Source organism: Dinoroseobacter shibae DFL 12 = DSM 16493 (assembly GCF_000018145.1).
Lineage (GTDB): Bacteria > Pseudomonadota > Alphaproteobacteria > Rhodobacterales > Rhodobacteraceae > Dinoroseobacter > Dinoroseobacter shibae.
Genome location: NC_009952.1, coordinates 1546574 through 1568805, shown reverse-complemented (window position 1 = coordinate 1568805; position 22232 = coordinate 1546574). Strand labels below are relative to the sequence as shown.

The 22232-nt window shown below is 66.8% G+C and carries 22 protein-coding genes; 7 read left to right on the top strand and 15 right to left on the bottom strand.

Annotated features, from left to right (window positions below; genetic code table 11):
• Positions 1 to 115: 115 nt before the first annotated feature.
• Positions 116 to 829, bottom strand: coding sequence for a response regulator transcription factor CtrA (gene ctrA, locus DSHI_RS07680; protein WP_012178180.1), 714 nt, complete (start codon positions 827 to 829; stop codon positions 116 to 118).
• A gap of 99 nt (positions 830 to 928) precedes the next feature.
• Positions 929 to 1207 (bottom strand): CtrA inhibitor SciP, encoded by a 279-nt coding sequence (gene sciP / locus DSHI_RS07675; protein WP_012178179.1) that lies wholly within the window; start codon positions 1205 to 1207, stop codon positions 929 to 931.
• Between the two features lie 125 nt (positions 1208 to 1332).
• On the opposite strand from sciP, the gene mnmA reads away from it, so the two are divergent.
• Positions 1333 to 2487 carry a tRNA 2-thiouridine(34) synthase MnmA gene (mnmA, locus tag DSHI_RS07670; protein WP_012178178.1) on the top strand — a complete coding sequence of 385 codons (1155 nt, stop codon included), beginning with the start codon at positions 1333 to 1335 and terminating at the stop codon, positions 2485 to 2487.
• Positions 2488 to 2656: 169 nt separating this feature from the next.
• Entirely contained in the window at positions 2657 to 3853 is a 1197-nt protein-coding gene (locus DSHI_RS21340) for a Hint domain-containing protein (protein ID WP_012178177.1), read from the top strand.
• Here the strand turns inward: DSHI_RS21340 and lpxB are convergent.
• The 13 genes from lpxB to pyrH form a co-directional block, all read right to left on the bottom strand.
• Positions 3850 to 4992: a lipid-A-disaccharide synthase gene (gene lpxB, locus DSHI_RS07660; protein WP_012178176.1), complete on the bottom strand. Its 1143-nt coding sequence runs from the start codon at positions 4990 to 4992 to the stop codon at positions 3850 to 3852. The genes DSHI_RS21340 and lpxB overlap by 4 nt on opposite strands.
• The gene (locus tag DSHI_RS07655) at positions 4992 to 5789 is read right to left on the bottom strand and encodes an LpxI family protein (protein ID WP_012178175.1); all 798 of its coding nucleotides are present in this window, start codon (positions 5787 to 5789) and stop codon (positions 4992 to 4994) included. The genes lpxB and DSHI_RS07655 overlap by 1 nt, the downstream gene beginning before the upstream one ends.
• 3 nt (positions 5790 to 5792) lie before the next feature.
• Complete coding sequence (lpxA, locus tag DSHI_RS07650; protein ID WP_012178174.1) at positions 5793 to 6593, bottom strand: acyl-ACP--UDP-N-acetylglucosamine O-acyltransferase; 801 nt, start codon at positions 6591 to 6593, stop codon at positions 5793 to 5795.
• The gene (gene fabZ, locus DSHI_RS07645; protein ID WP_012178173.1) at positions 6590 to 7081 is read right to left on the bottom strand and encodes a 3-hydroxyacyl-ACP dehydratase FabZ; all 492 of its coding nucleotides are present in this window, start codon (positions 7079 to 7081) and stop codon (positions 6590 to 6592) included. Before fabZ ends, lpxA begins: the two co-directional genes overlap by 4 nt.
• Before the next feature lie 84 nt (positions 7082 to 7165).
• Complete coding sequence (locus DSHI_RS07640) at positions 7166 to 7741, bottom strand: OmpH family outer membrane protein (protein WP_012178172.1); 576 nt, start codon at positions 7739 to 7741, stop codon at positions 7166 to 7168.
• Between the two features lies 1 nt (position 7742).
• Positions 7743 to 9989 (bottom strand): outer membrane protein assembly factor BamA, encoded by a 2247-nt coding sequence (gene bamA / locus DSHI_RS07635; RefSeq protein WP_012178171.1) that lies wholly within the window; start codon positions 9987 to 9989, stop codon positions 7743 to 7745.
• Positions 9990 to 10196: 207 nt separating this feature from the next.
• Positions 10197 to 10337: a hypothetical protein gene (locus DSHI_RS22260; protein WP_157865284.1), complete on the bottom strand. Its 141-nt coding sequence runs from the start codon at positions 10335 to 10337 to the stop codon at positions 10197 to 10199.
• A gap of 90 nt (positions 10338 to 10427) precedes the next feature.
• Complete coding sequence (rseP, locus tag DSHI_RS07630) at positions 10428 to 11765, bottom strand: RIP metalloprotease RseP (protein WP_012178170.1); 1338 nt, start codon at positions 11763 to 11765, stop codon at positions 10428 to 10430.
• 61 nt (positions 11766 to 11826) lie between these two features.
• The gene (gene dxr, locus DSHI_RS07625) at positions 11827 to 13008 is read right to left on the bottom strand and encodes a 1-deoxy-D-xylulose-5-phosphate reductoisomerase (protein ID WP_012178169.1); all 1182 of its coding nucleotides are present in this window, start codon (positions 13006 to 13008) and stop codon (positions 11827 to 11829) included.
• Positions 13009 to 13031: 23 nt separating this feature from the next.
• Positions 13032 to 13823 carry a phosphatidate cytidylyltransferase gene (locus DSHI_RS07620; RefSeq protein WP_012178168.1) on the bottom strand — a complete coding sequence of 264 codons (792 nt, stop codon included), beginning with the start codon at positions 13821 to 13823 and terminating at the stop codon, positions 13032 to 13034.
• A 20-nt stretch (positions 13824 to 13843) separates the two neighbouring features.
• A complete protein-coding gene (uppS, locus tag DSHI_RS07615; protein ID WP_012178167.1) occupies positions 13844 to 14575 on the bottom strand; it encodes a polyprenyl diphosphate synthase in 732 nt (243 codons plus the stop codon).
• Positions 14576 to 14640: 65 nt separating this feature from the next.
• Positions 14641 to 15207 (bottom strand): ribosome recycling factor, encoded by a 567-nt coding sequence (frr, locus tag DSHI_RS07610; RefSeq protein WP_012178166.1) that lies wholly within the window; start codon positions 15205 to 15207, stop codon positions 14641 to 14643.
• Positions 15208 to 15337: 130 nt separating this feature from the next.
• Positions 15338 to 16075 carry a UMP kinase gene (gene pyrH / locus DSHI_RS07605; protein WP_085930397.1) on the bottom strand — a complete coding sequence of 246 codons (738 nt, stop codon included), beginning with the start codon at positions 16073 to 16075 and terminating at the stop codon, positions 15338 to 15340.
• A 103-nt stretch (positions 16076 to 16178) separates the two neighbouring features.
• Between pyrH and miaA the strand changes: the two genes are divergently transcribed.
• From miaA to DSHI_RS07580, 5 genes are all read left to right on the top strand, one after another.
• Entirely contained in the window at positions 16179 to 17069 is an 891-nt protein-coding gene (gene miaA, locus DSHI_RS07600; RefSeq protein ID WP_012178164.1) for a tRNA (adenosine(37)-N6)-dimethylallyltransferase MiaA, read from the top strand.
• Positions 17070 to 17127: 58 nt separating this feature from the next.
• Positions 17128 to 17940 carry a helix-turn-helix transcriptional regulator gene (locus tag DSHI_RS07595; RefSeq protein WP_012178163.1) on the top strand — a complete coding sequence of 271 codons (813 nt, stop codon included), beginning with the start codon at positions 17128 to 17130 and terminating at the stop codon, positions 17938 to 17940.
• A gap of 257 nt (positions 17941 to 18197) precedes the next feature.
• A complete protein-coding gene (locus DSHI_RS07590) occupies positions 18198 to 19865 on the top strand; it encodes an ABC transporter substrate-binding protein (protein WP_012178162.1) in 1668 nt (555 codons plus the stop codon).
• A gap of 95 nt (positions 19866 to 19960) precedes the next feature.
• Complete coding sequence (locus DSHI_RS07585) at positions 19961 to 21052, top strand: ABC transporter permease (RefSeq protein ID WP_012178161.1); 1092 nt, start codon at positions 19961 to 19963, stop codon at positions 21050 to 21052.
• Between the two features lie 10 nt (positions 21053 to 21062).
• Positions 21063 to 22223, top strand: coding sequence for an ABC transporter permease (locus tag DSHI_RS07580; RefSeq protein WP_012178160.1), 1161 nt, complete (start codon positions 21063 to 21065; stop codon positions 22221 to 22223).
• The last annotated feature ends 9 nt before the right edge of the window (positions 22224 to 22232 follow it).

The window sequence follows — 22232 nt, the reverse complement described above, 5'->3', positions numbered from 1 at the left end:
GGTCAAGGAATAGCAGCGCTTGCCCCGAGGTCCAGAGCCCGCGGGCGCCGAAACGGAAAGGACCGTCCTTCGACATGCGAAGAACGGTCCCGGTCGCCAGTGCGGAGTGGAGGGGTCAACCGGTGGCGAGTTGCGGCGCCGGTGCTTCGACGGGGTCCGGATCGCGCAGCACGTAGCCGCGGCCCCAGACAGTTTCGATATGGTTCTCGCCGCCCGTGGCCTGGCTGAGCTTCTTGCGCAGCTTGCAGATGAACACGTCGATGATCTTCAGCTCGGGCTCGTCCATGCCGCCGTAGAGATGGTTGAGGAACATCTCCTTGGTCAGGGTCGTGCCCTTGCGCAGCGACAGCAGCTCGAGGATCTGGTATTCCTTGCCGGTCAGATGGACCTGCATCCCATCGACTTCCACCGTCTTGGCGTCGAGATTGACGAGGATTTCGCCGGTCTTGATGACCGACTGGGAATGCCCCTTGGACCGGCGGATGATCGCGTGGATCCGCGCGACCAATTCTTCGCGATGGAAGGGCTTTGTCAGATAGTCGTCGGCGCCGAAGCCGAAACCCTTTATCTTGCTTTCGGTATCGTCGGCGCCCGACAGGATCAGGATCGGCGTCTCGATCCGGGCCAGCCGGATCTGACGCAGCACTTCGTGCCCGGTCATGTCCGGCAGGCCGAGGTCCAGCAGGATCAGATCGTAGTCATAGAGTTTGGCAAGATCGATCCCCTCCTCGCCCATGGCCGTACAGTAGACGTTCAGATTGGCGTGGGTCAGCATCAACTCGATGCTCTTCGCCGTTGTCGGGTCGTCTTCGATGATCAGGATGCGCATGGGGGCATTTCTCCGCTTCGGCTCGCAATGGTTAACGCTCACTCTGGCGGGAAATAGTTAATTGCGAGTTACCAACTCGCTTAACTTTGCCAAAACAACTCAGGGTTGTCTATACTCTTGCAACTTTGTTGCCTTCAGGCCTTTCAAGCCGTGGCTTTCGATGGCGGACAACCAGGAGGCGAACTCTTCCTCCGACAATCCGTACCATCGGCAGGCCTCTTCTTCTGAAATCAGGCCCGACATCACCCCCTTGACCACCGCGGCCTTGCGGCTCGCCACCCACCGGCGCGTATTGCGATCCGGCAGATCCGATCGGGTCATGATGCTCCCATCCGGCAAGGTTACCGATGCGGGGCCACTTTCTTTACGCATATACATCGCAGTCTACCTCTTGTCCCTCAGACGGGGTCACTTTCGGCCAACAGCCTTAAGAGGAAGTGAAGCGAGGGCTTGAGAGTAAGCCGTATTTTTCTATATTTGGACTGTTCTTCCGGAGAGACCCAATGACTTCAGCGACAGCGTCCCTGACGCCTGCCCTCAACTCCCTTGGCTTTGCCAAACCGCCCTCGGAGACCCGCGTCGTCGTGGCGATGTCGGGCGGTGTCGACAGTTCTGTCGTCGCGGCGGAGCTGGCCTGCGAAGGCTATGACGTGGTGGGCGTGACGCTTCAGCTATACGACCACGGCGCAGCTCTGGCCAAGAAAGGCGCCTGCTGCGCCGGGCGCGACATCCACGACGCGCGCCGGGTGGCCGAAGAGATGGGCTTCCCCCATTACGTGCTGGACTACGAGAATACCTTTCGCGAGGCGGTGATCGACGAATTCGCCGACAGCTACCTCGGCGGCGCGACCCCGGTCCCGTGCATCCGCTGCAACGAGCGGGTGAAGTTCAAGGACCTGCTGGAGACCGCCAGGGACCTGGAGGCCGACTGCATGGCCACCGGGCACTATATCCAGCGCAAGATGGGTCCGGCCAAGGCGGAGTTGCATTCGGCAGCGGACGCCAATCGTGACCAGTCCTATTTTCTGTTCTCCACCACCCAGGAGCAGCTCGATTACCTGCGCTTCCCCCTCGGCCACCTGGCGTCGAAGGCCGAGACCCGCGCGCTCGCGGCCAAGCACGGGCTGAGCGTGGCCGACAAACCCGACAGCCAGGACATCTGTTTCGTCCCCAACGGCGACTATGCCTCGGTGATCGAGAAACTGCGCCCCGGCGCGGGCGAGCCGGGTGAGATCGTGGATATGGACGGGACCGTCCTGGGCGCCCACCGGGGCGTGATCCACTACACGATCGGGCAGCGGCGGGGGCTGGGCATCGGCGGGCTGGAGACGCCGCTCTACGTGGTCAAGCTCGACCCCGACGCGCGCCGCGTGATCGTCGGCCCGAAAGAGGCGCTCAGCACCCGCCATGTGCCCCTGCGCGAGATCAACTGGCTGGGCGATGCCCCCCTCAGCAGCCGCGCCGAATGGCCCATCGCGGTGAAGGTCCGCTCCACCCGTCCCCCGCGGGACGCGATCCTGCGCCCGATCTCGGACACGGAGGCGACGGTCGAGTTGCTCACACCCGAGGAAGGGGTGTCTCCGGGGCAGGCCTGCGTGTTTTATGACCCGGATGGCACGCGGATCTTCGGGGGCGGCTGGATCTGGCGGGGCGCGTGATCCCGCAGCACGAACGGCAAGACTCCACTACAGAACGGCAAGACCCCGCCACACACGCCGCCCATCCCCGCTCCCGTGCGGTTTTTTGTTGCAAACATCGCGGCACTGCGCCTCATTAACAATTGATTAATTTACAGTCTTGGTCGCATCCGCGACAGGAGGCACATCCATGGTCGCAAGTCTTTCAGGGGTCGTTTTCGGACAAATCTATCCGGACAATACCGGTGGACCGGAGTTCGATTCCGATCTCGATGGCACCGCCAGCCAGGAAGACGAATTCGTCTCGATCACCAACACCACGGGCGCGCCGATCGATATCTCGGGCTGGCAGATCTGGTCCGACAGCACGGGCTCCGGCGCGCCGGACCGGCCCCAGGACGGGCTCTACCATACCTTCCCGGCCGGCTCGACGCTCGCGCCGGGAGAAACCCTCTACATTATCAACGAGATCACGGGCACGCCGCCGGGCTGGGCGCAGGAAGCCTCCGAAGGCGGGGTCGAGTCCGGGCCCGGGGGCCAGAGCACGAACCTACTGACCGAAGGCAGCACCCCGAATTCCGACAGCGAGGCGATCGCCCTCGTGGATCCGGCATCCGGAGAATACATCGTTTTCAACATGGCCGGGCGCGTCCGCGTCGACGACCTGCCAGGCTTTCCGGGAACCGACGAGGTGGGCCGGGTGAACGCCCAGAGCGTGCAGAAGGACCCGGGCGCGGGTTTCTCCTACCAATACGACGCGGCCACCGACAGCTACATCTACGCGGCGGCCTTCGTGCCCTGTTTCGCGCGCGGCACCCGGATCGACACGCCCGAGGGCCCCGTCCGCGTGGAGGAGCTGTGCCCCGGCGACCTGGTGCTGACCCGCGACCACGGCCCGCGCCCGGTGGCGGCCGTGCTCTCTCGCGAGTTGCCGCTGACCGCCGACACCATGGCCGACCACAAGCCGATCGAGTTCAAGCCCGGCAGTCTCGGGCCGAACCAGCCCGCCGCGCGCCTCGTGGTCTCGCCGCAGCATCGGATGCTGCTGCGCACGGTGGAGGGGCGCGAGTTGCTGGTGCCGGCCAAGGCGCTGGTGGATATGGGCGGGGTGCGCGTGATGCAGGGCTGCCGCAAGATCACCTATGTGCATCTGGTGTTCGACCGGCACGAAGTGGTGCGCGCCGAAGGGGCCTGGACCGAGAGCTTCTTTCCCGGCGCCTATGCTCTCTCGGCCTGCGACCGCGCCACGCGGGAAGAGATCTTCCGCATCTTCCCCGAAACCCGAACCGGCGCGACCCCCGCGCCCGTGCGCGCACTCGTGCCCGTCGGCAAGGGGCGCAGCATGGTCGCCGAGAAGGCCCTCAGCCCGGTGCCCGCAGGTCTCTAGCGGCGCAACACCGCCCGCGCGGCCCGAAGGCCTGGCGCCTCCCCACCCTGCCCCAGCCGCGTCATCGTGCTGGTCATCGCCTCTCGCTGGGCCGTCTGGGCTGCGGGATCGTTCAGCAAGCTGACAAGCCCCTGCCCGATCCGCGCAGGTGTGCAGTCCCGGCCGAGGCATTCCGGCACCGCGCGCGTGTCCGACACCAGGTTGACCAGCGTCACCGTGTCGATCCTCAGCAACCATCCGATCAGCAGCCGTGACAGCCAGTTCATGTCATAGGCGATCACCATGGGCGTCCCGCTGGCCGCCAGTTCCAGCGACACGGTCCCCGAAGCCGCAAGCGCAAGGTCCGCCGCCCGGAACGCCGCGCGTTTCTCCGCCAGATCGCTGCCCGAGGTCAGAACCGGCGCGCCGGGCCAGTCGCGCAGCGCCTCGGCCACCATCGCGCGCACGGCGGGGGCCGGGACCACGACAACGCGGGTCTCCGGGCGCGCCGCCACCGCGATCCGGAGCGCTGCGCCGAACCGCTCCGCCAGCCGCGCCACCTCGCCGCGGCGCGAGCCGGGCAGCGCCAGGATCAGCGGCGCCTCCGGCGCGATCCCGTGCGCCGTGCGAAAGGCGTCGGCCTCCGCCTGCGTCGCGACAGGCTCGGCCACGACCGGGTGGCCCACGAAATGCGCGCCCATCCCGGCCTCGGTCATGTAGGGCGGCTCGAAGGGCAGCAGGCAGAGCACCTCGTCCACCACCCGCGCCATTTTCCTGGCCCGCCCCGGACGCCAGGCCCAGACCGAGGGCGCCACGTAATGGACGATGCGCTGCGGCCCTGCGGCCTTCACGATCTTTGCCACCCGCAGGCAGAAATCCGGGCTGTCGATGGTCACCAGCACATCCGGCGCGGCCGCGATCACCGCCTCGGCAGTCTGCGCGATCCTCCGCTTCAGCGCGCAGTATTTCGGCAGCACCTCGGCGATCCCCATGACGCTCAGCTCGTCCATGGGAAACAGGCTCTCCATCCCCTCGGCCTGCATCAGTGGGCCGCCGACACCCTGGAACGTCACCTCCGGGGCGAGGGTCTTCAGCCCCGCCATCAGTGCCGCGCCCAGCTTGTCGCCCGACGGCTCCCCCGCGATCAGGAACACGCGCATCACGTCACGCCCCAGATCGCGATCCCGGCCGCGTCGGCGGCGGTCCGGGTCGCATCGCGGTCGAGGATCAGGATATGCCCGGCCTGCAGCACGATGCCCGCAAGGCCCGCCGCCTGCGCCGCGGCCACGGTGTCCGGACCGATGGCGGGCATGTCGATGCGCAGGTCCTGCCCTGGCTTGGCGCGCTTGACCAGAACGCCGCCCGGTCCCGGATCGGGCCGGGTCTGCGCCACGAAGCGCAGCATCGCATCGGTGCCCGGCAGGGTCTCGATGGCAAGGCACAGCCCGCCTGCAACCACGCAGCCCTGCCCGATATCGAGCGGCCCGGTGACGCGCAGGATCTCCGCCCCCCGCGCGGCCTCGGCGCGCAGCGTCTCGGAAGGCGCGACATCGCCCAACGCGCCCTTGGGGGCCAGCAACCCGGGCGCGATGTCATGCGCCCCCAGCACCCGCAACCCGGCCTCCTCGAAGATCGCGATGACCTCGCGCAGAAGCCGGTCGTCACCGTCACCGATCACCTTCATCAGGCGCGGCACCAGCGGCAGGCTCAGCGGATGCAGCTTGCCCATCTCGACCTTCGGGCGTTGCATGGCGCCGGCGAAACAAACCTCGGTGATCCCGGCCTTGCGCATGTCCCGCACCACGCGGCCCAGGGCCTCGACCCGAAACACGGTGACCTGCGGCAGATCGGGCGCGAAACCTTCGAGCGCATAGACCCGGTAGGGCGTGCCCGCCGCGCCCAGGGACGCGGCCAGTGCCAGGGGCAAGCCGCCCTGCCCTGCGATCAGCGCCAGCATGGGCTAACGCGGGGTCAGGAAGGACCGGTCGGATTCGGCCAGGATGAAGGTGACGATCTCGCGGACATAGGCGCTCTCGGTCTCTTCGCCCAGCCGCGCGGCCCGGTCGAGGAAGGCGCCCTCCCCCTGGGCCAGCATCTGGAACGCCGCGCGCAGGGCGGTGATGTCCGCGCGCGACACCCCGCGCCGCTTCAGCCCGACCAGGTTCAGCCCGTCCAACTCCCCCCGCGGGGCCTGCACGAGGCCGTAGGGGATCACGTCGTTGGTCACCATGGTCACGGCCCCTATGATGGCGCCATGACCGATCCGCACCCATTGGTGAATGCCCGACAGCCCGCCCACGATCACATCGTCGCCCAGCACGCAATGCCCGGCCACGGCGCAGTTGTTCACCAGGATCACCCTGTCGCCGATCACCGCGTCATGGGCCACGTGGCAGCCGGCCATGAACAGCCCGTCATCGCCCACGCGGGTCACACCGCCACCGCCCTCGGTGCCGGTGTTCATGGTCACATGCTCGCGGATGCGATTGCGCTTGCCGATCACAAGGCGTGATCTCTCGCCCGAGAATTTCAGGTCCTGGGGGATCTCCCCGATCGACGCGAAGGGAAAGACCACCGTTTCGTCCCCGATCTCGGTCCAGCCGGTGATCACCGCATGGCTCTTGATCTCGACCCCCGCGCCCAGGCTCACCTCGGGCCCGATCACGCAGAACGGGCCGACCTTGACCCCCGGCCCGAGGGTCGCGCCCTCTTCGATCACCGCGCTGGGGTGGACGGTGGCCGAAGGGTCGATCCCGCTCATGCGGCCGCTTGGGGAAAGCTGATCATCGCGGTGAACTCGGCCTGTGCGGCCACCGTATCCTCCACGATGGCCTCGCCGAGGAACTTCCAGACCTTGCCGCCGGGCTTGCCGCGCATGGTCTCGACCCTGAGCGACATGACATCGCCCGGCACGACCTTGCGGCGGAACTTGCAGTTGTCGATCGACATGAAATAGACGCTCACATCCTCGTCCGCGGACGCCATGGAGTGCCCCACCAGAACCGCCGAGGTCTGCGCCAGCGCCTCGACGATCATCACGCCGGGCATGATCGGCTCGCCCGGGAAATGGCCCTGGAAATGCGGCTCGTTGAAGGTCACGTTCTTGATGCCGAGCGCGGATTTGAACCGGACCATGTCGATCACCTTGTCCACGAGCAGGAAGGGATAACGATGGGGCAGGATGCGCTGGATCATCGCGAGATCCGCTGTCGTTTCAAACTCCGCGGTCTCGTTATCCTTGGCGTTCATCGGACTCTCCTTGTTCTCGGGCCGGTGTGGTGCGCCCTCGCCTAGCAATCCCAGCCGGTGGTGACAAGAGAGACGCGCATGGGCTCACTCCGGCGTCGGGGGTGTTTGGGCCTCCGCCTCGCCGGGCTCCGTGAAGGTCGCATCGATGCGGGAAATCGCCTCGTCCGTCACGTTGATGCGGTCATCGGACAGGAACACCTGGCGCGGGTCGAGAAAGACATAGGCCCCGTAATCCGACAACAGCCCGCCGAGAATGGGCAGCACCAGTTCCAGGAACTGCGCCCGTGCCTGTTCCCGCTGCTCGATCAGGGCCTGGGACTTGGCGTCCTGTGCACTCCGGATCCGGTTGACCCGCGCGTCGAATGCATCGGCGGCCTCGCGAAACGCCTCCGGGGTCATGGTGGGCCGCGACGTGGTCAGGGCCTGCTCTTCCTCGATCAGGGTGCGCTCGATCTCGCGGTTCTCTAGGGCAAGCGCGCGCGACTGCGCGTCGACATCCTCGATCAGCTGTGCGCCCAGCCAGGTTTCGAGGAACAGACGGTCCTGCTCGATCACGAGGATACTGGACTGGATACGTTCCTGCGCACCGGCGACGGTCCCCGTCCCCGCCAGAAGACACAGGGCCAGCGCCACGGCCCGCCAAAGCCGCCAGCCCCTCATGTCAGAAGCGCGTCGAGACGGTGAAGTCGAAGTTGCTCACATCGTCATAGTCTTCTTTCCGCAGCGCCCGCGAAAAGTTGAAGCGCAGCGGGCCGATCGCCGTGTCCCAGAACACCGAAACCCCCGCGGCGGAGCGCAATATGAAGTCGTCATCCACTTCCACGCCACCTGCTCCGGCGGTGTCATCGAGGTCCCAGACCGTGCCGATATCAAGGAACGCGCCGAACTCGATGCCGTATTCCTCCGGCAGACCCAGCGGGAATTCCGCCTCGAACCGGGCAACGACATACTTGTTGCCGCCCAGGGCGTCCTCGTTGCCGGCTTCCCGGTCCCGCGGGCCGATCCCGTTGGACGCGAACCCGCGCATCTGCCGCCGCGACAGGAAATAGCGGTCGGTCACGCGGCTGCTTGCATCGCCGATCGCGGTAATCGCGCCCCCTTCCAGGGCGGCGCGCAGCAGCACCTCTTCGTTGAACACCCGCGTCTGGGCGATGGCGGTCGCCTCGGTGAACAACAGCGTGTTGTCGCCCAGCGGGCTTTGCAACGTCTGGTCGAAGCGCAGCAGCACGCCGGCATTGGGGTTCAGACCCGTCCGCCGGGTGTCAAAGGTATAGGCATAGCCGATGCGCGCCCCGGATTCCTTGCCGGTCTCCCGGAACAGGATCGGCGAAGAGTTGACCGGGTCGAGATCGGACAGCTCCTCGCTGAAATACCCCGCAGACAGGCTGAGGCGCCCGTTCTCGCTCACCGGGAAACCGACGCCGATATCGAGGAAGGTCCGGTCGATATCGAACTCCCGGTTGGAGTTGTTCGAGCTCACCGTCCCCACCGAGAAGGAGAACGACACGTCCCGCGCCAGGAACGACGGCTCCACGAAGCGGAAGGACAGGTTCTGGTCCCCCGACGTGCCGTCGAAATTCAACGAGACGGTCTGACCGCGACCGAGAAAATTGCGCTCCGTCAGCGAGACGATCAACCCAAAACCGTCATCGGGGGAAAACGAACCGCCGAAGGACAGCGACCCGGTGGGCTGCTCCTCGACATCCACATCGACGATGACCGAGTCCTCGGTGGAGCCCGAGCGCGTGTTCACATCCGCCACGGAGAAGAACCCGAGCGCGCGGATCCGTTCTGCGGCCTCGCGGATTTCCCGCGGATTGAACGGATCCCCCTCGACCGTGTCGAACTGGCGCCGGATCACCCGGTCAAGCGTGGTCGCGTTGCCTTCGATATCGATGCGTTCCACGAACACGCGCGGCCCCCGTTCGACCACGAAATCCAGGTCGAGCGTCCCGGCCGCGTCGTTGCGCGTCACCCGGGGTGTCACGCGGATGAAATTCAGCCCCTGGGCCAGCGCCAGCCGTTCGAGCCGGGTGATCGTGCGATCCACCTTGGCGGGGGAATAGACCTCGCCCGGGTCCACGTCGATCGCCGCGATATAGCCGTCGATGTCCACCTCGCTCAGGTCCGAGCTGGCCGTGACCTGGCCGAAGCGAAACTGCTGGCCCTCGCGCAGATTGAAGGTCAGGAACACCGCATCGCGCTCCCGCGACAGCTCCGGCGTCACCGACAGGACCTGGAAATCCACGTAACCGCGGGCCTGGTAGAAATCGGTCAGAAGCTGGCGGTCGAAGGCCACCCGGTCCTCGATGAACGTGTCGGCACGGATGATCTGGCGGAAAATCCCGGCCTGTTTCGTGGCCAGCTCCCGACGCAGGCGGCGATCCGAGAATACCCGGTTGCCGACGAAGCTGATGCGCTCGTTTTCCACCACCGCACCTTCAGTCACCTCGAACACCACGTCGACGCGGTTCTCGCTGCGCCGGATGATGCGCGGCTCCACCGTGGCGGCCAGCCGCCCGCTGAGCTGATAGGCCTCGATGATCGCGGCGGCATCGGCCTCGGCGGTCTCGGGGGTGAAGACCTGGCGCGGGGCCGATTGCAACACGCTCAGCAGCTGATCGTCGTTCAGCCGCCGGTTACCTTCGATGCTGACCTGGTTGATCGTCGGAAACTCCACCACGTCGATCACCAGCGTGTTGCCACGCGGGGTCAGGGTCACGCTCTCGAAAAGACCGGAGTTTTGCAGCCGCACGAAGGCATCGTTGAGCTGCCCGCCGGTGACCGTCTCACCCCGGGCGATCTCGGCGAAGTTGAGGATGGTCGCCGCCTCGATCCGCTGGTTGCCGTTGATCTCGACATTGGTGAAGCGGAAGTCCTGGGCCCGGGCCATATCTGGAGAGGTCATCCCCAGTCCCATACAAAGGATTGTGGTCAGGACAACGCGACCCCCGCACGTCCCCCAGTTCCGTGAACGCCAGCCCATAGATTCTGCCCCGCACTTTGCCTGTCTTCTTCCCGTAGCCGGAAATGGGGGGCATTGTCAAAAAAGCGGCGTCCAAACGTGCAAAAAAATACATGCCCTTGCGGCCTCGCCGGGCCGGGGCGCGGCCGGTCAGAGGCCGGTGAGCAAAGACGTGCCGAGGATCACCGCGGTGCTGACCGCCGCAGTGATCGCAACGGCCACCAGAAAGCTGTCCCCGAAGACGCCCAAGGTCGTCCTGATGCCCGAAAGCCGCTTGCCTGCACGGTCCATTGCCACCTCCCTGTTTGCGCAGGGAAAGCTGCGCCCCGAATAGGGCCGGAATAGGGCGAAACCCGGGAAGTTTGCAGGCAGGACCCCGGGTCAGGGGCAGAAGAGATCGTTGCTCAGCGCGAACACCATCAGCGTCAGCAGGAGCGCAAGTCCGGTGGTCATCATCACCCGCAGTGCCTTGTCGCTGGGCGGCTTTCCGGTGACCGCCTCATAGGCGTGAAACACCAGGTGCCCGCCATCGAGCACCGGCACCGGGAAGAGGTTGAGCATTCCCACCGCCGTCGACAGCACCGCGATGAACCAGATGAACTGGTCCAGCCCCTGCGAGGCCACCGCGCCGGAGGTCTCGGCAATCCCGATCGGCCCCGAGATGTTGCAGGTGCTGATCGCGCCAGTAATCATGTGCCACAGCCCCGACAGGGACGAGCGGATGATGAACCACATCTGCTCCACCCCCTGCCACAGGGCCATGAGCGGGCCCGGGGTCACGGTTTCGGGCTCGAAGAACATCCCCCCTGTGATCCCGATCAGCCACCGGGTCTCGAACCCGCCTTCGGGCAGCGGCAGGTCCATCCGGCGCGGGGCGACCGTGATCTCGACCGTCTCGCCGTCGCGCCAGACCGCCATCACCATGTCCGCGCCCGCCGAGGCCTCCACCGCCTCGCGCAGATCCTCGAAGGCGTAGATCGGCGTGCCGTCGATGGCGGTGATCACGTCGCCGACCTCGAAGCCCTGGTCCATGGCGGCACTGCGCGGCTGCAGGCCCGAGACCAGCGGCGGCATGATGAACGGCCCCTGCACGTTCAGGGTGCTGCCGTCCCGCTCCACCGTGTAGGTCAGCGACGGCTCTCGCGGCAGGGTCTCGCGCAAGGCGTTGAGCGCGGTGTAATCCGGCGTCGCCTCGCCCTCGATCGCGGTGATCACGTCCCCGCGCTCCAGCTCCGACACCCCCACGGGCAGCTCGGTCAACGCCCCGATGGTCGGCCGCTCCGTCGCCGTGCCCTGCCACAGGATCATGCCGCCGAAGATCACGATGGACAGGATGAAGTTGAACACCGGCCCCGCCGCCACGGTCGCGGCCCGTTTCCACAACTTCGCGCCATGCATGGTGCGCGCCAGCTCCGCCTCCGACAGGGTGGACATCCCCTCCCCGTCCTTGCCGCTGGCCGCGTCCGCATCCCCGAGGAATTTCACGTAGCCCCCGAAGGGCAGCGCCGCCACCTGCCACTGGGTGCCGCGGCGGTCGGTGCGTTTGTACAGAACCGGCCCGAAGCCCAGCGAGAAGACCTCCGCATGGATGCCGCACCAGCGGCCGACGATGTAATGCCCGTATTCATGGATCGCGACGATCACGGAAAGCGCCACGATGAAGGCAATGATCGTGAATGCGAGCCCGCCGAATGAGGGGATCAGTCCAACAAGGTCCAAAACGTGTCCTTCGTGTTGCGGTCGGATGGGTTGCGGTCAGATATCTCGCGCTCGGGTCCGGTCAACGCCGCGCGGCGCGGTCCGCCGCCGCCCGCTGCGCCATGTCCCTTGCGAGATGGTCTACATTTGCGACGCAATCAAGGCTTTGGGGTGGAATCGACAGGGAGCCGTCGCGATCCATGCCCTCCAGCGTCGCCTCCACCACCGCCGCCATGTCGAGAAATCCGATCTGCCCGGCGATGAACGCATCGAGCGCGGCCTCCTTGGCGGCGTTGAACACAGCGCCCGCGCGCCCGCCCGTCGCCATGACCTCGCGCGCCAACCGCAGCGCCGGGAACCGCGCCTCGTCGGGCCGCTCGAAACTCAGCGACCCGATCGCCGCCAGATCGAGCCGCGCCACCGGCAGATCGCGCCGTTCGGGCCAGTGCAGCGCATAGCCGATGGCGTGCCGCATGTCCGGCGCGCCGAGATGCGCCATCAGCGCGCCGTCCTTGAACCCCACCAGCGCATGCACGATGGAGCCCGGGTGCACCACGGCCTCGATCCGCGCGGGGTCGAGGCCGAAAAATTCCCGCGTTTCAATCAGTTCCAGCGCCTTGTTGAACATGGATGCGGAATCGATGCTGATCCGCTGGCCCATGTCCCAGTTCGGATGCGCCACCGCCTCGGCCAGGGTCGCCTTGGCGATCGCCTCCAGCGGCCAGTCGCGGAACGGCCCGCCGCTGGCGGTGATCACGATCCGCTCCACCGCGTCCATGTCTTCGCCCACAAGCGCCTGGAACACCGCCGAATGCTCACTGTCCACGGGCAGGATCCGCGCGCCGTGCGCCCGCGCCTCAGCCAGCAGGAGCGGCCCCGCCGTCACCAGGCTTTCCTTGTTGGCCAGCGCCAGCGACCCGCCATGGCGCAGCGCGGCAAAACCCGGATAGAGCCCCGCGGCCCCGACAATCGCGCTCATCACCCAATCCGCGGGCCGGTCCGCCGCGTCGCACAGCGCCTGCGCGCCGGACGCGACCTCCACCCCCGACCCCGCAAGGGCCGCGCGCAAGTCTTCCAGCCGGTCGTCATAGGCGGTGATCGCGATATCGGCGCGCAGGACCCGCGCCTGCTCGGCCAGAAGGGCGATATTCGCCCCGCCCGTCAGCGCCACGACATCATAGGCGTCCGGGTCGCGCTGGATCAGGTCCACGGTGTTCTGCCCGATGGAGCCGGTCGACCCGAAAATGGAGATGCGTCGTGCCATGCCCCTTCTTGCCCGTTTCCCGCTCAGAGAGGAAGGGGCGGAAAGTCGATGATCTGCTCCACGAGCAGCAGCAGCACCGAAGCCCCGAGCATCCCGTCGAACCGGTCCAGCAGCCCGCCATGACCGGGGATCAGCGCAGAGCTGTCCTTCACCCCGGCCCTGCGTTTCAGCGCGCTTTCGGTCACGTCGCCCAGCTGGCTCGCCATGGCCAGGGCGATGGAGATGCCGATCAGCTCTGCACCGGCGATGGTCTGGGTCATGAAACCCCAGCCCACCAGTCCCGCGCCGATCCAACCCGCGACCGTGCCCGACCAGGTCTTCTTGGGGCTGACCCGGGGCCAGAATTTCGGCCCCCCGATGATCCGCCCGGCGAAATACCCCGCCACGTCCGTCACCACCACCAACAGAACCAGCCACAGCATCCAGACCATGCCGAAATCCTGTCGCAGCACCCACAGGCCCAGGCCCGCAACCCCGATGAACGCGGTATAGAGCGCAAAAACCCGCCGGGACGATTCGAACCGGCCCACCCCGATCATCGCGGGCAGGATCAGCAAGGGCAGGGCAAATCCCAAGGGCAGCACCGCGCAGGAGGCCAGCGCCGCCGCCGCAGCCCCCGCCACGACCACGGCGCCGGTCTTGTCCTCGGGTGCCACCATCCGGGCCAGTTCCCACACCATCGCACCGACAACCGCCGCCAGCAGGAACAGGAACAGGTATCCGCCGTACCAGATCGCGACAACGCCCACGAGCACCATCACCACCGCCGACGCCAGGCGCGGCAGCAGGTCTTCGAAACTGGCATTCAGGGGCATTCCGGGCGGTCCGACGGCTGCTAGAGCACGGCGCCGAAGCGGCGCGCGCGCCCGCCGAACCGCTCGACCACTTCGGCGAAGATCTCGGGCGTGAAATCGGGCCAGAGCGTGTCGATGAACTCGTACTCCGCATAGGCCGACTGCCACAGCAGGAAGTTCGAAATCCGCGCCTCCCCGGAGGTACGGATCACCAGGTCCGGGTCCGGCAGCACACAGGTGTCGAGAAACCGGGTCAGGGTGGTCTCGTCCACGCACTCCGCATCGAGCCGCCCGGCGGCGACCTCCTGGGCCAGGCGCTTGGTGGCGCGCGCCACCTCGTCCCGGCCGCCGTAATTCAGGGCGATCGTCAGGTTCACGCGGCAATTATGGGCCGTCAGCGTTTCCACCTCGTCCATCAACTCGCGCAGTTTCGGGTCCAGCCGGATCCGGTCCCCGATGAACCGCACCCGCACCCCTTCGCGCAGGAAACCTTCCATCTCCTTGGTGATGTAGCGCCGGAACAGCCCCATCAGGCCCGAGACCTCGGACTGCGTGCGCTTCCAGTTCTCGGTCGAAAAGGCGAAGATCGTCAGGTACTCGATCCCCAGATCGGGGCAGGCCTCCACCACCGCGCGCACCCGCCTTGCCCCGGCCTGGTGACCGAACAGGCGCGGGCGTCCGCGTTGCTGCGCCCAGCGTCCGTTGCCATCCATGATGATCGCCACATGGCGCGGACCCTCTGCCGGGGGCTTTGGTTTCGGTGCGTGCTGCATCCTGTGTCTCGCTTTCTCGCCCCCCGGTTACAAACAACCCCGCCTGGGTCAGGCGGGGCTCGGTCTCAGACCTGCATGATCTCGCTCTGCTTGTTCTCCAGAGCGTCATCGACCTTCTTGATCTCGGCATCGGTCAGGGCCTGCACCTCGTCGGACCAGATCTTGTGATCGTCCTCGCTCATGCCGTCGGCCTTGAATTTCTTGAGCTGGTCCATGCCGTCGCGGCGCACGTTGCGGATCGCCACGCGGGCGTGCTCGGCATATTGCGCAGCGACCTTGGTCAGCTCGCGCCGGCGCTCCTCGTTCAGCTCCGGGATCGGCAGCATGATGATCGTGCCGTTGAGCTGCGGGTTGATCCCCAGCCCGCTTTCGCGGATCGCCTTCTCCACCTTGCCCACGAGGCTCTTGTCCCAGACATTGATCGTCACCATCCGGGGTTCGGGCACGTTGACGGTGCCGACCTGGTTGATGGGGGTTTTCTGCCCGTAGGCATCCACCATCACCGGCTCCAGCATCGACGCCGAGGCGCGACCGGTCCTGAGAGAGGCGAACTCCGTACGCAGGGAGGCGAGCGCGCCGTCCATCCGGCGCTTGAGGTCATCGAGATCGAGGTCGAAATCTTCGTCGGACATGTGTGTCTCTTGGTTCGTTACGTCTGCTGCTGCCTGTTGGGTGTATGTAGCCAATGGATGCGGACTTGTATAGCGAGCAATCGGGGCGAAGCTGTGGCCCGCCCACGCCACCCCGTGCCGCGCGCGAGGATCAGCCGTTGTTCACCAGCGTATAGGTGCCCTCGCCGGCAAGGATGCCGCGGAACCCGCCGGGCTCGTCGAGGGAAAAGACGATGATCGGCAGCTTGTTGTCGCGCGCCAGGGCGATGGCCGAGGCATCCATGACGCCCAGGTGCTGGGCCAGGCAATCGTCGTAGGAGATCTCGTCATAGCGCACCGCGTCGTCATGCTTGGCCGGATCCTTGTCATAGACCCCGTCCACCTTCGTGCCCTTGAAAATCGCCTCGCAGGACATCTCGTTGGCGCGCAGGGTCGCGGCGGTGTCGGTGGTGAAATAGGGATTGCCCGTGCCCGCGGCAAAGATGCAGACCCGCTTTTTCTCCAGGTGCCGCACCGCGCGGCGCCGGATATAGGGCTCGCAGACCTGGTCCATGGGAATGGCCGAGATCACCCGGGTGTGGATGCCGAGCGCCTCCAGCGCGGCCTGCATCCCCAGCGCGTTCATGACCGTGGCCAGCATGCCCATGTAGTCGGCGGTCGTGCGCTCCATCCCCTGGGCCGAGCCCTGCAGCCCGCGAAAGATGTTGCCGCCGCCGATCACCATGCAGATCTCGACCCCCATGTCGTGGACGGTCTTCACCTCCTGGGCGATGCGCTGCACCGTGGGCGGGTGCAATCCGAACCCTTGCGGGCCCATCAGGGCCTCCCCGGAGATTTTCAGCATCACCCGTTTGTACTTGGTGGCGTGCGGGGCGGCGTCCATGGTGATGACCTCTGTCTTGTATCCGGAAGGGATTTGCGCGCAAAATGGTCCGAAACCCCGCCGGGATCAACGGCGAAACCGCCGCGCCCTGTCCTGAACCGGTTCTCCGATGCCCCTGCCCGACCTCTCCACCCTGTCCGCCGACCAGCCTGTGCTGATCGCCGGGCCCACCGCGTCGGGCAAATCCGCCCTCGCGCTCCGCATCGCCGAACGCCAGGGGGGCGTGATCGTGAACGCCGACGCGTTGCAGGTCCACCATGCCTGGCGGGTGCTCACCGCGCGCCCCTCGCCCCAGGACGAAGCCCGCGCGCCCCACCGCCTTTACGGCCATGTCGCCCGGGGCACGCCCCATTCGGTCGGCCACTGGCTGCGGGAGGTCACGCCGCTGCTGTCGGGTCAGCGCCCGATCATCGTGGGCGGCACGGGGCTGTTTTTCACGGCCCTGACCCAAGGGCTGAGCGAGATCCCCGAGGTGCCCGCAGAGGTGCGCGCCCGTGCCGACGCCCTGCGGGAGGGCGACTTCGCGCGGATGCAGGCGGATCTGGGGGCGCGCGACCCCGAGACCAGCGCCAGGATCGACATGGCCAACCCGATGCGGGTGCAGCGCGCCTGGGAGGTGCTGGAGACCACCGGCCGCCCGCTGGCCCGCTGGCAGGCCGATACCCCGCCGCCGCTTCTGCCACGCTCCCGCGCGGCCCGCTTCGTGCTCGAGGCCCCGAAGGACTGGCTGGCCCCGCGCATCGCCCGGCGGTTTCGCCAGATGCTCGACCAGGGCGCGCTGGACGAGGCCCGCGCCGCCCTGCCGCACTGGGACGCGGCCGCCCCCTGGGCCCGCGCCATCGGCGCGCCCGAACTGATCGCCCATCTGCGCGGCGAAATCACCCTCGACGCCGCCGAAGAGGCCGCGACCCGCGCCACCCGCCAATACGCCAAACGCCAGCGCACCTGGTTTCGCGCCCGGATGCGCGACTGGACCCCGGTCCCCCCCGGATCGGCCTGATTTCGCCGGAATTTCACAGAGACTGGCCCCGCGCGCCCGGGAACGGTAGGGTTCGGCCATGACGACACCCGAGCGCCCCGTCTCCACCTCGTCCCTCGCCGCGATCCTGCAAGCCGGGCGCTGGCGATTGACCGACTGGCATGCCGAACCCACCCCCCTGCTCTACGTGGTCAATCGCGGTCAGGGGCGCGTGTCGGTCTGCGGCAAGACCCGCGGCTTCAGCGGCCCCTGCCACCTCTACGTGCCGGCCCGGGCGACCACCCGGTTCGAGTTTCCCACCCCCGTCTTCGGCCACCGTGTCGCCTTCGGCCCCGGCTTCGATGGCCAGTTGCCCGACACTCCCGTCCTGCTGCGCGCCACCACGACCCAGACCCAGGGCGAGATCACCTGGCTTCTGGGCCAGATCGAGGGCGAGGCGGACGCCGCGACCAAGGATGCGGATGTGGCCATCGCCGCCTATGGCACCCTGCTGGCCCTGGCGGTCACCCGGCTGCACCAGCGCGAATGCGCCGCCGAATGGAGCCAGTCCAAGGCCGAAACTATCGTTGCGGGGTTCACCGCGCTGATCGAACGGGATATTGCCGCCGCGCCCGAAAGCCCACCCTCCGTGGCGGCCTATGCCGCGCGGCTGGGGATCACGCCCACCCACCTGACCCGCGTCTGCCAGACCGTCACGGAGCTGGGCGCCTCGACGCTGGTGCAGGACCGGCTGCTGGCCGAGGCCCGGCGGCGGCTCGCCGACACCCCGGCCCCGGTGCACCAGATCGCGCAATCGCTCGGCTACGGCTCGGCGGCCTATTTCGCGCGCAGCTTCGGCGCCCGGATGGGCCAAACCCCGACCGCGGCCCGACGCATGTTGCGGGCCGAGTGATCCTCGACTGACCCTACGTCAAGCCGCTTTGATCCTCGACCGTTTCGGGGGTGATGTCGCTTTTGGACCAAAAACATGTCGTTTTTTCCCCGATTCGGCCCGGGCTGGCGGTTGACCCCCCGCAGAGAATGAGGCGTGATGCGCGCATCAACAGCTTCCTCCGCCGCGCAGTGACCCAGCGCCCCCAACCGAAGGCATCACAGCTCGGGGGCGAGCGCGCGGAAAATAGCAAGAACACGTATCTCAGGGAGATCAGAATGACGATGTCCACCATCAACGGCAAACCCATGCATCCGGCGGTCGCAACCTACGCCCAGGACTGCCGCACCGGCACGCTCAGCCGCCGCGAATTCCTGTCCTACGCCACTGCCCTCGGCGCCACCTCCGTCGCCGCCTACGGCATGATCGGGGCCAAACCGGCCCGCGCGATGACCGCCACACCGGCCCAGGGCGGCACGCTGCGCATCCAGCACCTGGTCAAGGCGATGAAGGAGCCGCGGACCTATGACTGGTCCGAGCTTGGCAACCACTCCCGCGGGTTCCTCGAATATCTCGTGGAATACAATGCCGACGGAACCTTCCGCGGCATGCTGCTGGAAAGCTGGGAAGTGAACGACGACGCCACCGTCTATACCCTCAACGTCCGGCCCGGCGTGACCTGGAACAACGGCGACGCCTTTACCGCCGAGGACGTGGCGCGCAACATTACCGGCTGGTGCGACAGCTCGCTCGAAGGCAACTCCATGGCCACCCGCGTGCAGGGGCTGATCGACGAAGCCACCGGCCAAGCCCGGGAGGGCGCGATCGAGATCGTCGATGACATGACCGTGCGCCTGACCCTCAGTGCGCCCGACATCACCCTGATCGCCACCATGTCCGACTACCCCGCCGCGATCACCCATGCCAGCTACGAGGGCGGCAACCCGTTCGACCACGGCATCGGCACCGGCCCCTATCGCCCGGTCAGTTTCGAGGCGAACGTGCGCGCCGTGCTGGAACGCGCCACCGACCACACCTGGTGGGGCACCGAGGTCTATGGCGGCCCCTATGTCGACCGGATCGAGTTCGTCGATTTCGGCACCGACCCGGCCACCTGGCTGGCGGGCGCCGAGGCCGAGGAATTCGACCTGACCTACGAGACCACCGGCGAGTTCGTCGACATCTTCAGCGCCATCGGTTGGTCCGTCACCGAGGCCGTGACCGGCGCCACCGTCGTGTGCCGTCCCAACCAGGCCGCCGAGATCGACGGCGTGACGCCCTATGCGGACGTGAACGTGCGCCGGGCGCTTGCGATGGCCGTGGATAACAGCGTGCTGCTGGAGCTGGGCTACAACAACCAGGGCACCGCGGCGGAAAATCACCATGTCTGCCCGATCCATCCGGAATACGCCGATATCGGCGCGCCGGAAACGGACCCGGCCAAGGCCAAGGAGATGATCGACGCCGCCGGCCTGGGCGATTTCACCCACACCTTCATCACCCCCGATGAAGAGTGGCTCGCCAATACTGGCGCCGCCCTGACCGCGCAGCTGCGCGACGCGGGCATCCAGGTCGATCACCGCATCCAGCCCGGCGCCACCTTCTGGGGCGACTGGACCAAGCATGCGTTCTCGGCCACCTCCTGGAACCACCGGCCCCTGGGCGTGCAGATCCTGGCACTGGCCTACCGCTCGGGCGAGGCATGGAACGAATCCGCCTATGCCAACCCGGAGTTCGACGCGGCCCTCGCCGAGGCCCTGGCCATCGCCGATGCCGACAAGCGCCGCGAAGTCATGGGCAAGGTGCAGCAAATCCTGCGCGACGACGGCGTGATCATCCAGCCCTACTGGCGGTCGCTCTACAACCACCACCGGGGCGACGTGGTCAATGCCGAGAAGCATCCGAGCCACGAGATCCACGTCTACAAGCTCGGCTTCGCGGCCTGACGCGACGCACGACACCGGCCGGAGCCCGCCATCGGGCTCCGGTCTTTTGCTCCTGATCCCGCGCGTCACCCGACCAGCCCGACAGAGAGGCCCTCATGTTCGCTTTCATCCTGCGCCGTTTCGGCGTCATGGCCCTGACCGCGCTTTGCGTCACCTTCATCGTCTTCTTCATGACGAACCTGCAGCCCAACCTCGAGAAGGTCGCCAAGAGCGAAGGCTCGGTCCGCATGACCGATGCCGAGGTCGCAAGCTGGCTGTCGAATAACGGCTATGACCGGCCGATGCTGGTGCGCTACGGCGAATGGCTGGGCCTGGTGCCGGGCTGGACCCGCACGCTGGAGGATGGCGGGATGCGCGGGCGCTGCATCGATGGCATCTGGCGCAGCGGCGATCCCGAACCCCCGGGCTTCTGCGGCCTGCTGCAGGGGGATTTCGGCACCTCGACCGTCTTCAAGGCCGATGTGGGCGGCGTGATCGCGGAACGCCTGGCCCTCACCGGCAAGCTGATGTTCTGGGTGATGGTGGTGATGGTGCCCTCGGCGCTGCTGGTCGGTGTGCTGGCGGGAATGCGCGAGGGCTCGCGCACGGACCGTACCCTGTCCACCGCCTCGATCATCACCACCGCCACGCCGGAATACGTCTCGGGCGTGGTGCTGGTGGTGCTCTTCGCCTCCTCTACCGCCGGGCTCTCACCGCTCTTTGCCGAATGGGGCTGGATCGACGGGCGCACGATCCTCAAGGGCTCCGCGGCCTCGGCGGCCGAGGACGCCACGCTGGAAAACTTCACCCTGCCGGTGCTGACCATGGCGCTTTACGGCATGGGCTACATCGCGCGGATGACGCGGGCGTCCATGGCCGAGGTCATGACCGCGCAATACATCCGCACCGCGCGGCTCAAGGGCGTGAGCTTCCGCAACATCGTGCTGAAACACGCCCTGCGCAACGCGCTGATCGCGCCCTTCACGGTGATCATGCTGCAATTCCCCTGGCTGCTCACGGGCGTGGTGATCGTGGAAACGCTGTTCAACTACAAGGGCTTCGGCTGGACCCTGGTGCAGGCCGCCTCGAACAACGATGTCGAGCTGCTGCTGTCCTGCTCGGTGGTGGCGGTGATCGTGGTGCTCGTGACACAGCTGATCTCGGATATCGGCTACGTCTTCCTCAACCCCCGTATCCGGATCGCGTGAGGAGAGCCCGATGGAGCCGATGACACCTCTCGAGATCTGGATCCAGGTCTTCATCCAGTTCATGCCCGTCTGGGTCATGCTGATCGCCACCTTCACCCTGTCCATCGTCTACAAGCGACGTCTGGGGCTTTACGGCAAGCTCTTCGACAGCCCGATCGGGATGGTGGGCTTCGGGATCGTGATGTTCTGGGTGTTCACGGCGATCTTCGCCGACATGATCATCACCCATGACCCGATCCAGGTGGTCTCCGGCATGAAGAACAAGGTGCCCGGCACCCCGGTGCCGGAGGGCACGGCGGGCTTCTCGCACTACCTCTTCGGGGGCGACAACCTGGCGCGCGACGTGTTCAGCCGGATGGTGATGGGCGCGCGCGAGGTGCTCAAGATTGCGCCGGCCGCCACACTGTTCGCCTTCATGGTCGGCATCGTGCTGGGCCTGCCGGCGGGGTATTTCGGCGGCAAGTTCGACACGGTGCTCAGCTTCATCGCCAACCTGGTGCTGGCCTTCCCGGTGATCCTGCTCTTCTACCTGCTGGTCACGCCCGAGATCGTGGCGACCGGCATCCCGACCTACATGGCGGCGGTGCTCTTCGTGTTCCCGATCCTGTTCCTGGTGGTGCTGTGGAATTCGCGCTATTTCACCCAACCGGCCAAGCGGAACCTGTTCGTCGCGCTGACCGTGGTGATCGGCGGCTGGCTCTATCTTGGGCTGGCGTTCAACGCCGATCCGCTGGGCATCGTGTCGATGCCGCCCAACGTGCTGATCGTGTTCGTGTCGGTCGTGTTCGTGAACTCGCCCACGGTGTTCCGGATCGTGCGCGGCATCGTGCTCGACATCCAGACCCGCGACTACGTGGCCGCCGCGCAGACCCGGGGCGAGGGCCCGTGGTACATCATGCTGTGGGAAATCCTGCCAAACGCCCGCGGGCCCCTGATCGTCGATTTCTGCCTGCGCATCGGGTATACCACCATCCTGCTCGGGACTTTGGGCTTCTTCGGCCTCGGCGTCAGCCCCGAAAGCCCCGATTGGGGGTCCACGATCAACGAGGGCCGGCGCCTGCTGTCGATCTACATCCACCCCGCCCTGCCGCCCGCGCTCGCGCTGATGAGCCTTGTGCTGGGCCTGAACCTGCTGGCCGACGGCCTGCGCGAAGAAAGCCTGAAGGACTGAGGGGAACGG

Excerpts from the sequence above, each read along its gene's own strand:
- ctrA (WP_012178180.1), bottom strand. The coding sequence starts at position 829 with ATGCGCATCCTGATCATCGAAGACGACCCGACAACGGCGAAGAGCATC.
- sciP (WP_012178179.1), bottom strand. The coding sequence starts at position 1,207 with ATGTATATGCGTAAAGAAAGTGGCCCCGCATCGGTAACCTTGCCGGAT.
- mnmA (WP_012178178.1), top strand. The coding sequence starts at position 1,333 with ATGACTTCAGCGACAGCGTCCCTGACGCCTGCCCTCAACTCCCTTGGC.
- DSHI_RS21340 (WP_012178177.1), top strand. The coding sequence starts at position 2,657 with ATGGTCGCAAGTCTTTCAGGGGTCGTTTTCGGACAAATCTATCCGGAC.
- lpxB (WP_012178176.1), bottom strand. The coding sequence starts at position 4,992 with ATGCGCGTGTTCCTGATCGCGGGGGAGCCGTCGGGCGACAAGCTGGGC.
- DSHI_RS07655 (WP_012178175.1), bottom strand. The coding sequence starts at position 5,789 with ATGCTGGCGCTGATCGCAGGGCAGGGCGGCTTGCCCCTGGCACTGGCC.
- lpxA (WP_012178174.1), bottom strand. The coding sequence starts at position 6,593 with ATGAGCGGGATCGACCCTTCGGCCACCGTCCACCCCAGCGCGGTGATC.
- fabZ (WP_012178173.1), bottom strand. The coding sequence starts at position 7,081 with ATGAACGCCAAGGATAACGAGACCGCGGAGTTTGAAACGACAGCGGAT.
- DSHI_RS07640 (WP_012178172.1), bottom strand. The coding sequence starts at position 7,741 with ATGAGGGGCTGGCGGCTTTGGCGGGCCGTGGCGCTGGCCCTGTGTCTT.
- bamA (WP_012178171.1), bottom strand. The coding sequence starts at position 9,989 with ATGACCTCTCCAGATATGGCCCGGGCCCAGGACTTCCGCTTCACCAAT.
- DSHI_RS22260 (WP_157865284.1), bottom strand. The coding sequence starts at position 10,337 with ATGGACCGTGCAGGCAAGCGGCTTTCGGGCATCAGGACGACCTTGGGC.
- dxr (WP_012178169.1), bottom strand. The coding sequence starts at position 13,008 with ATGGCACGACGCATCTCCATTTTCGGGTCGACCGGCTCCATCGGGCAG.
- DSHI_RS07620 (WP_012178168.1), bottom strand. The coding sequence starts at position 13,823 with ATGCCCCTGAATGCCAGTTTCGAAGACCTGCTGCCGCGCCTGGCGTCG.
- uppS (WP_012178167.1), bottom strand. The coding sequence starts at position 14,575 with ATGCAGCACGCACCGAAACCAAAGCCCCCGGCAGAGGGTCCGCGCCAT.
- frr (WP_012178166.1), bottom strand. The coding sequence starts at position 15,207 with ATGTCCGACGAAGATTTCGACCTCGATCTCGATGACCTCAAGCGCCGG.
- miaA (WP_012178164.1), top strand. The coding sequence starts at position 16,179 with ATGCCCCTGCCCGACCTCTCCACCCTGTCCGCCGACCAGCCTGTGCTG.
- DSHI_RS07595 (WP_012178163.1), top strand. The coding sequence starts at position 17,128 with ATGACGACACCCGAGCGCCCCGTCTCCACCTCGTCCCTCGCCGCGATC.
- DSHI_RS07590 (WP_012178162.1), top strand. The coding sequence starts at position 18,198 with ATGACGATGTCCACCATCAACGGCAAACCCATGCATCCGGCGGTCGCA.
- DSHI_RS07585 (WP_012178161.1), top strand. The coding sequence starts at position 19,961 with ATGTTCGCTTTCATCCTGCGCCGTTTCGGCGTCATGGCCCTGACCGCG.
- DSHI_RS07580 (WP_012178160.1), top strand. The coding sequence starts at position 21,063 with ATGGAGCCGATGACACCTCTCGAGATCTGGATCCAGGTCTTCATCCAG.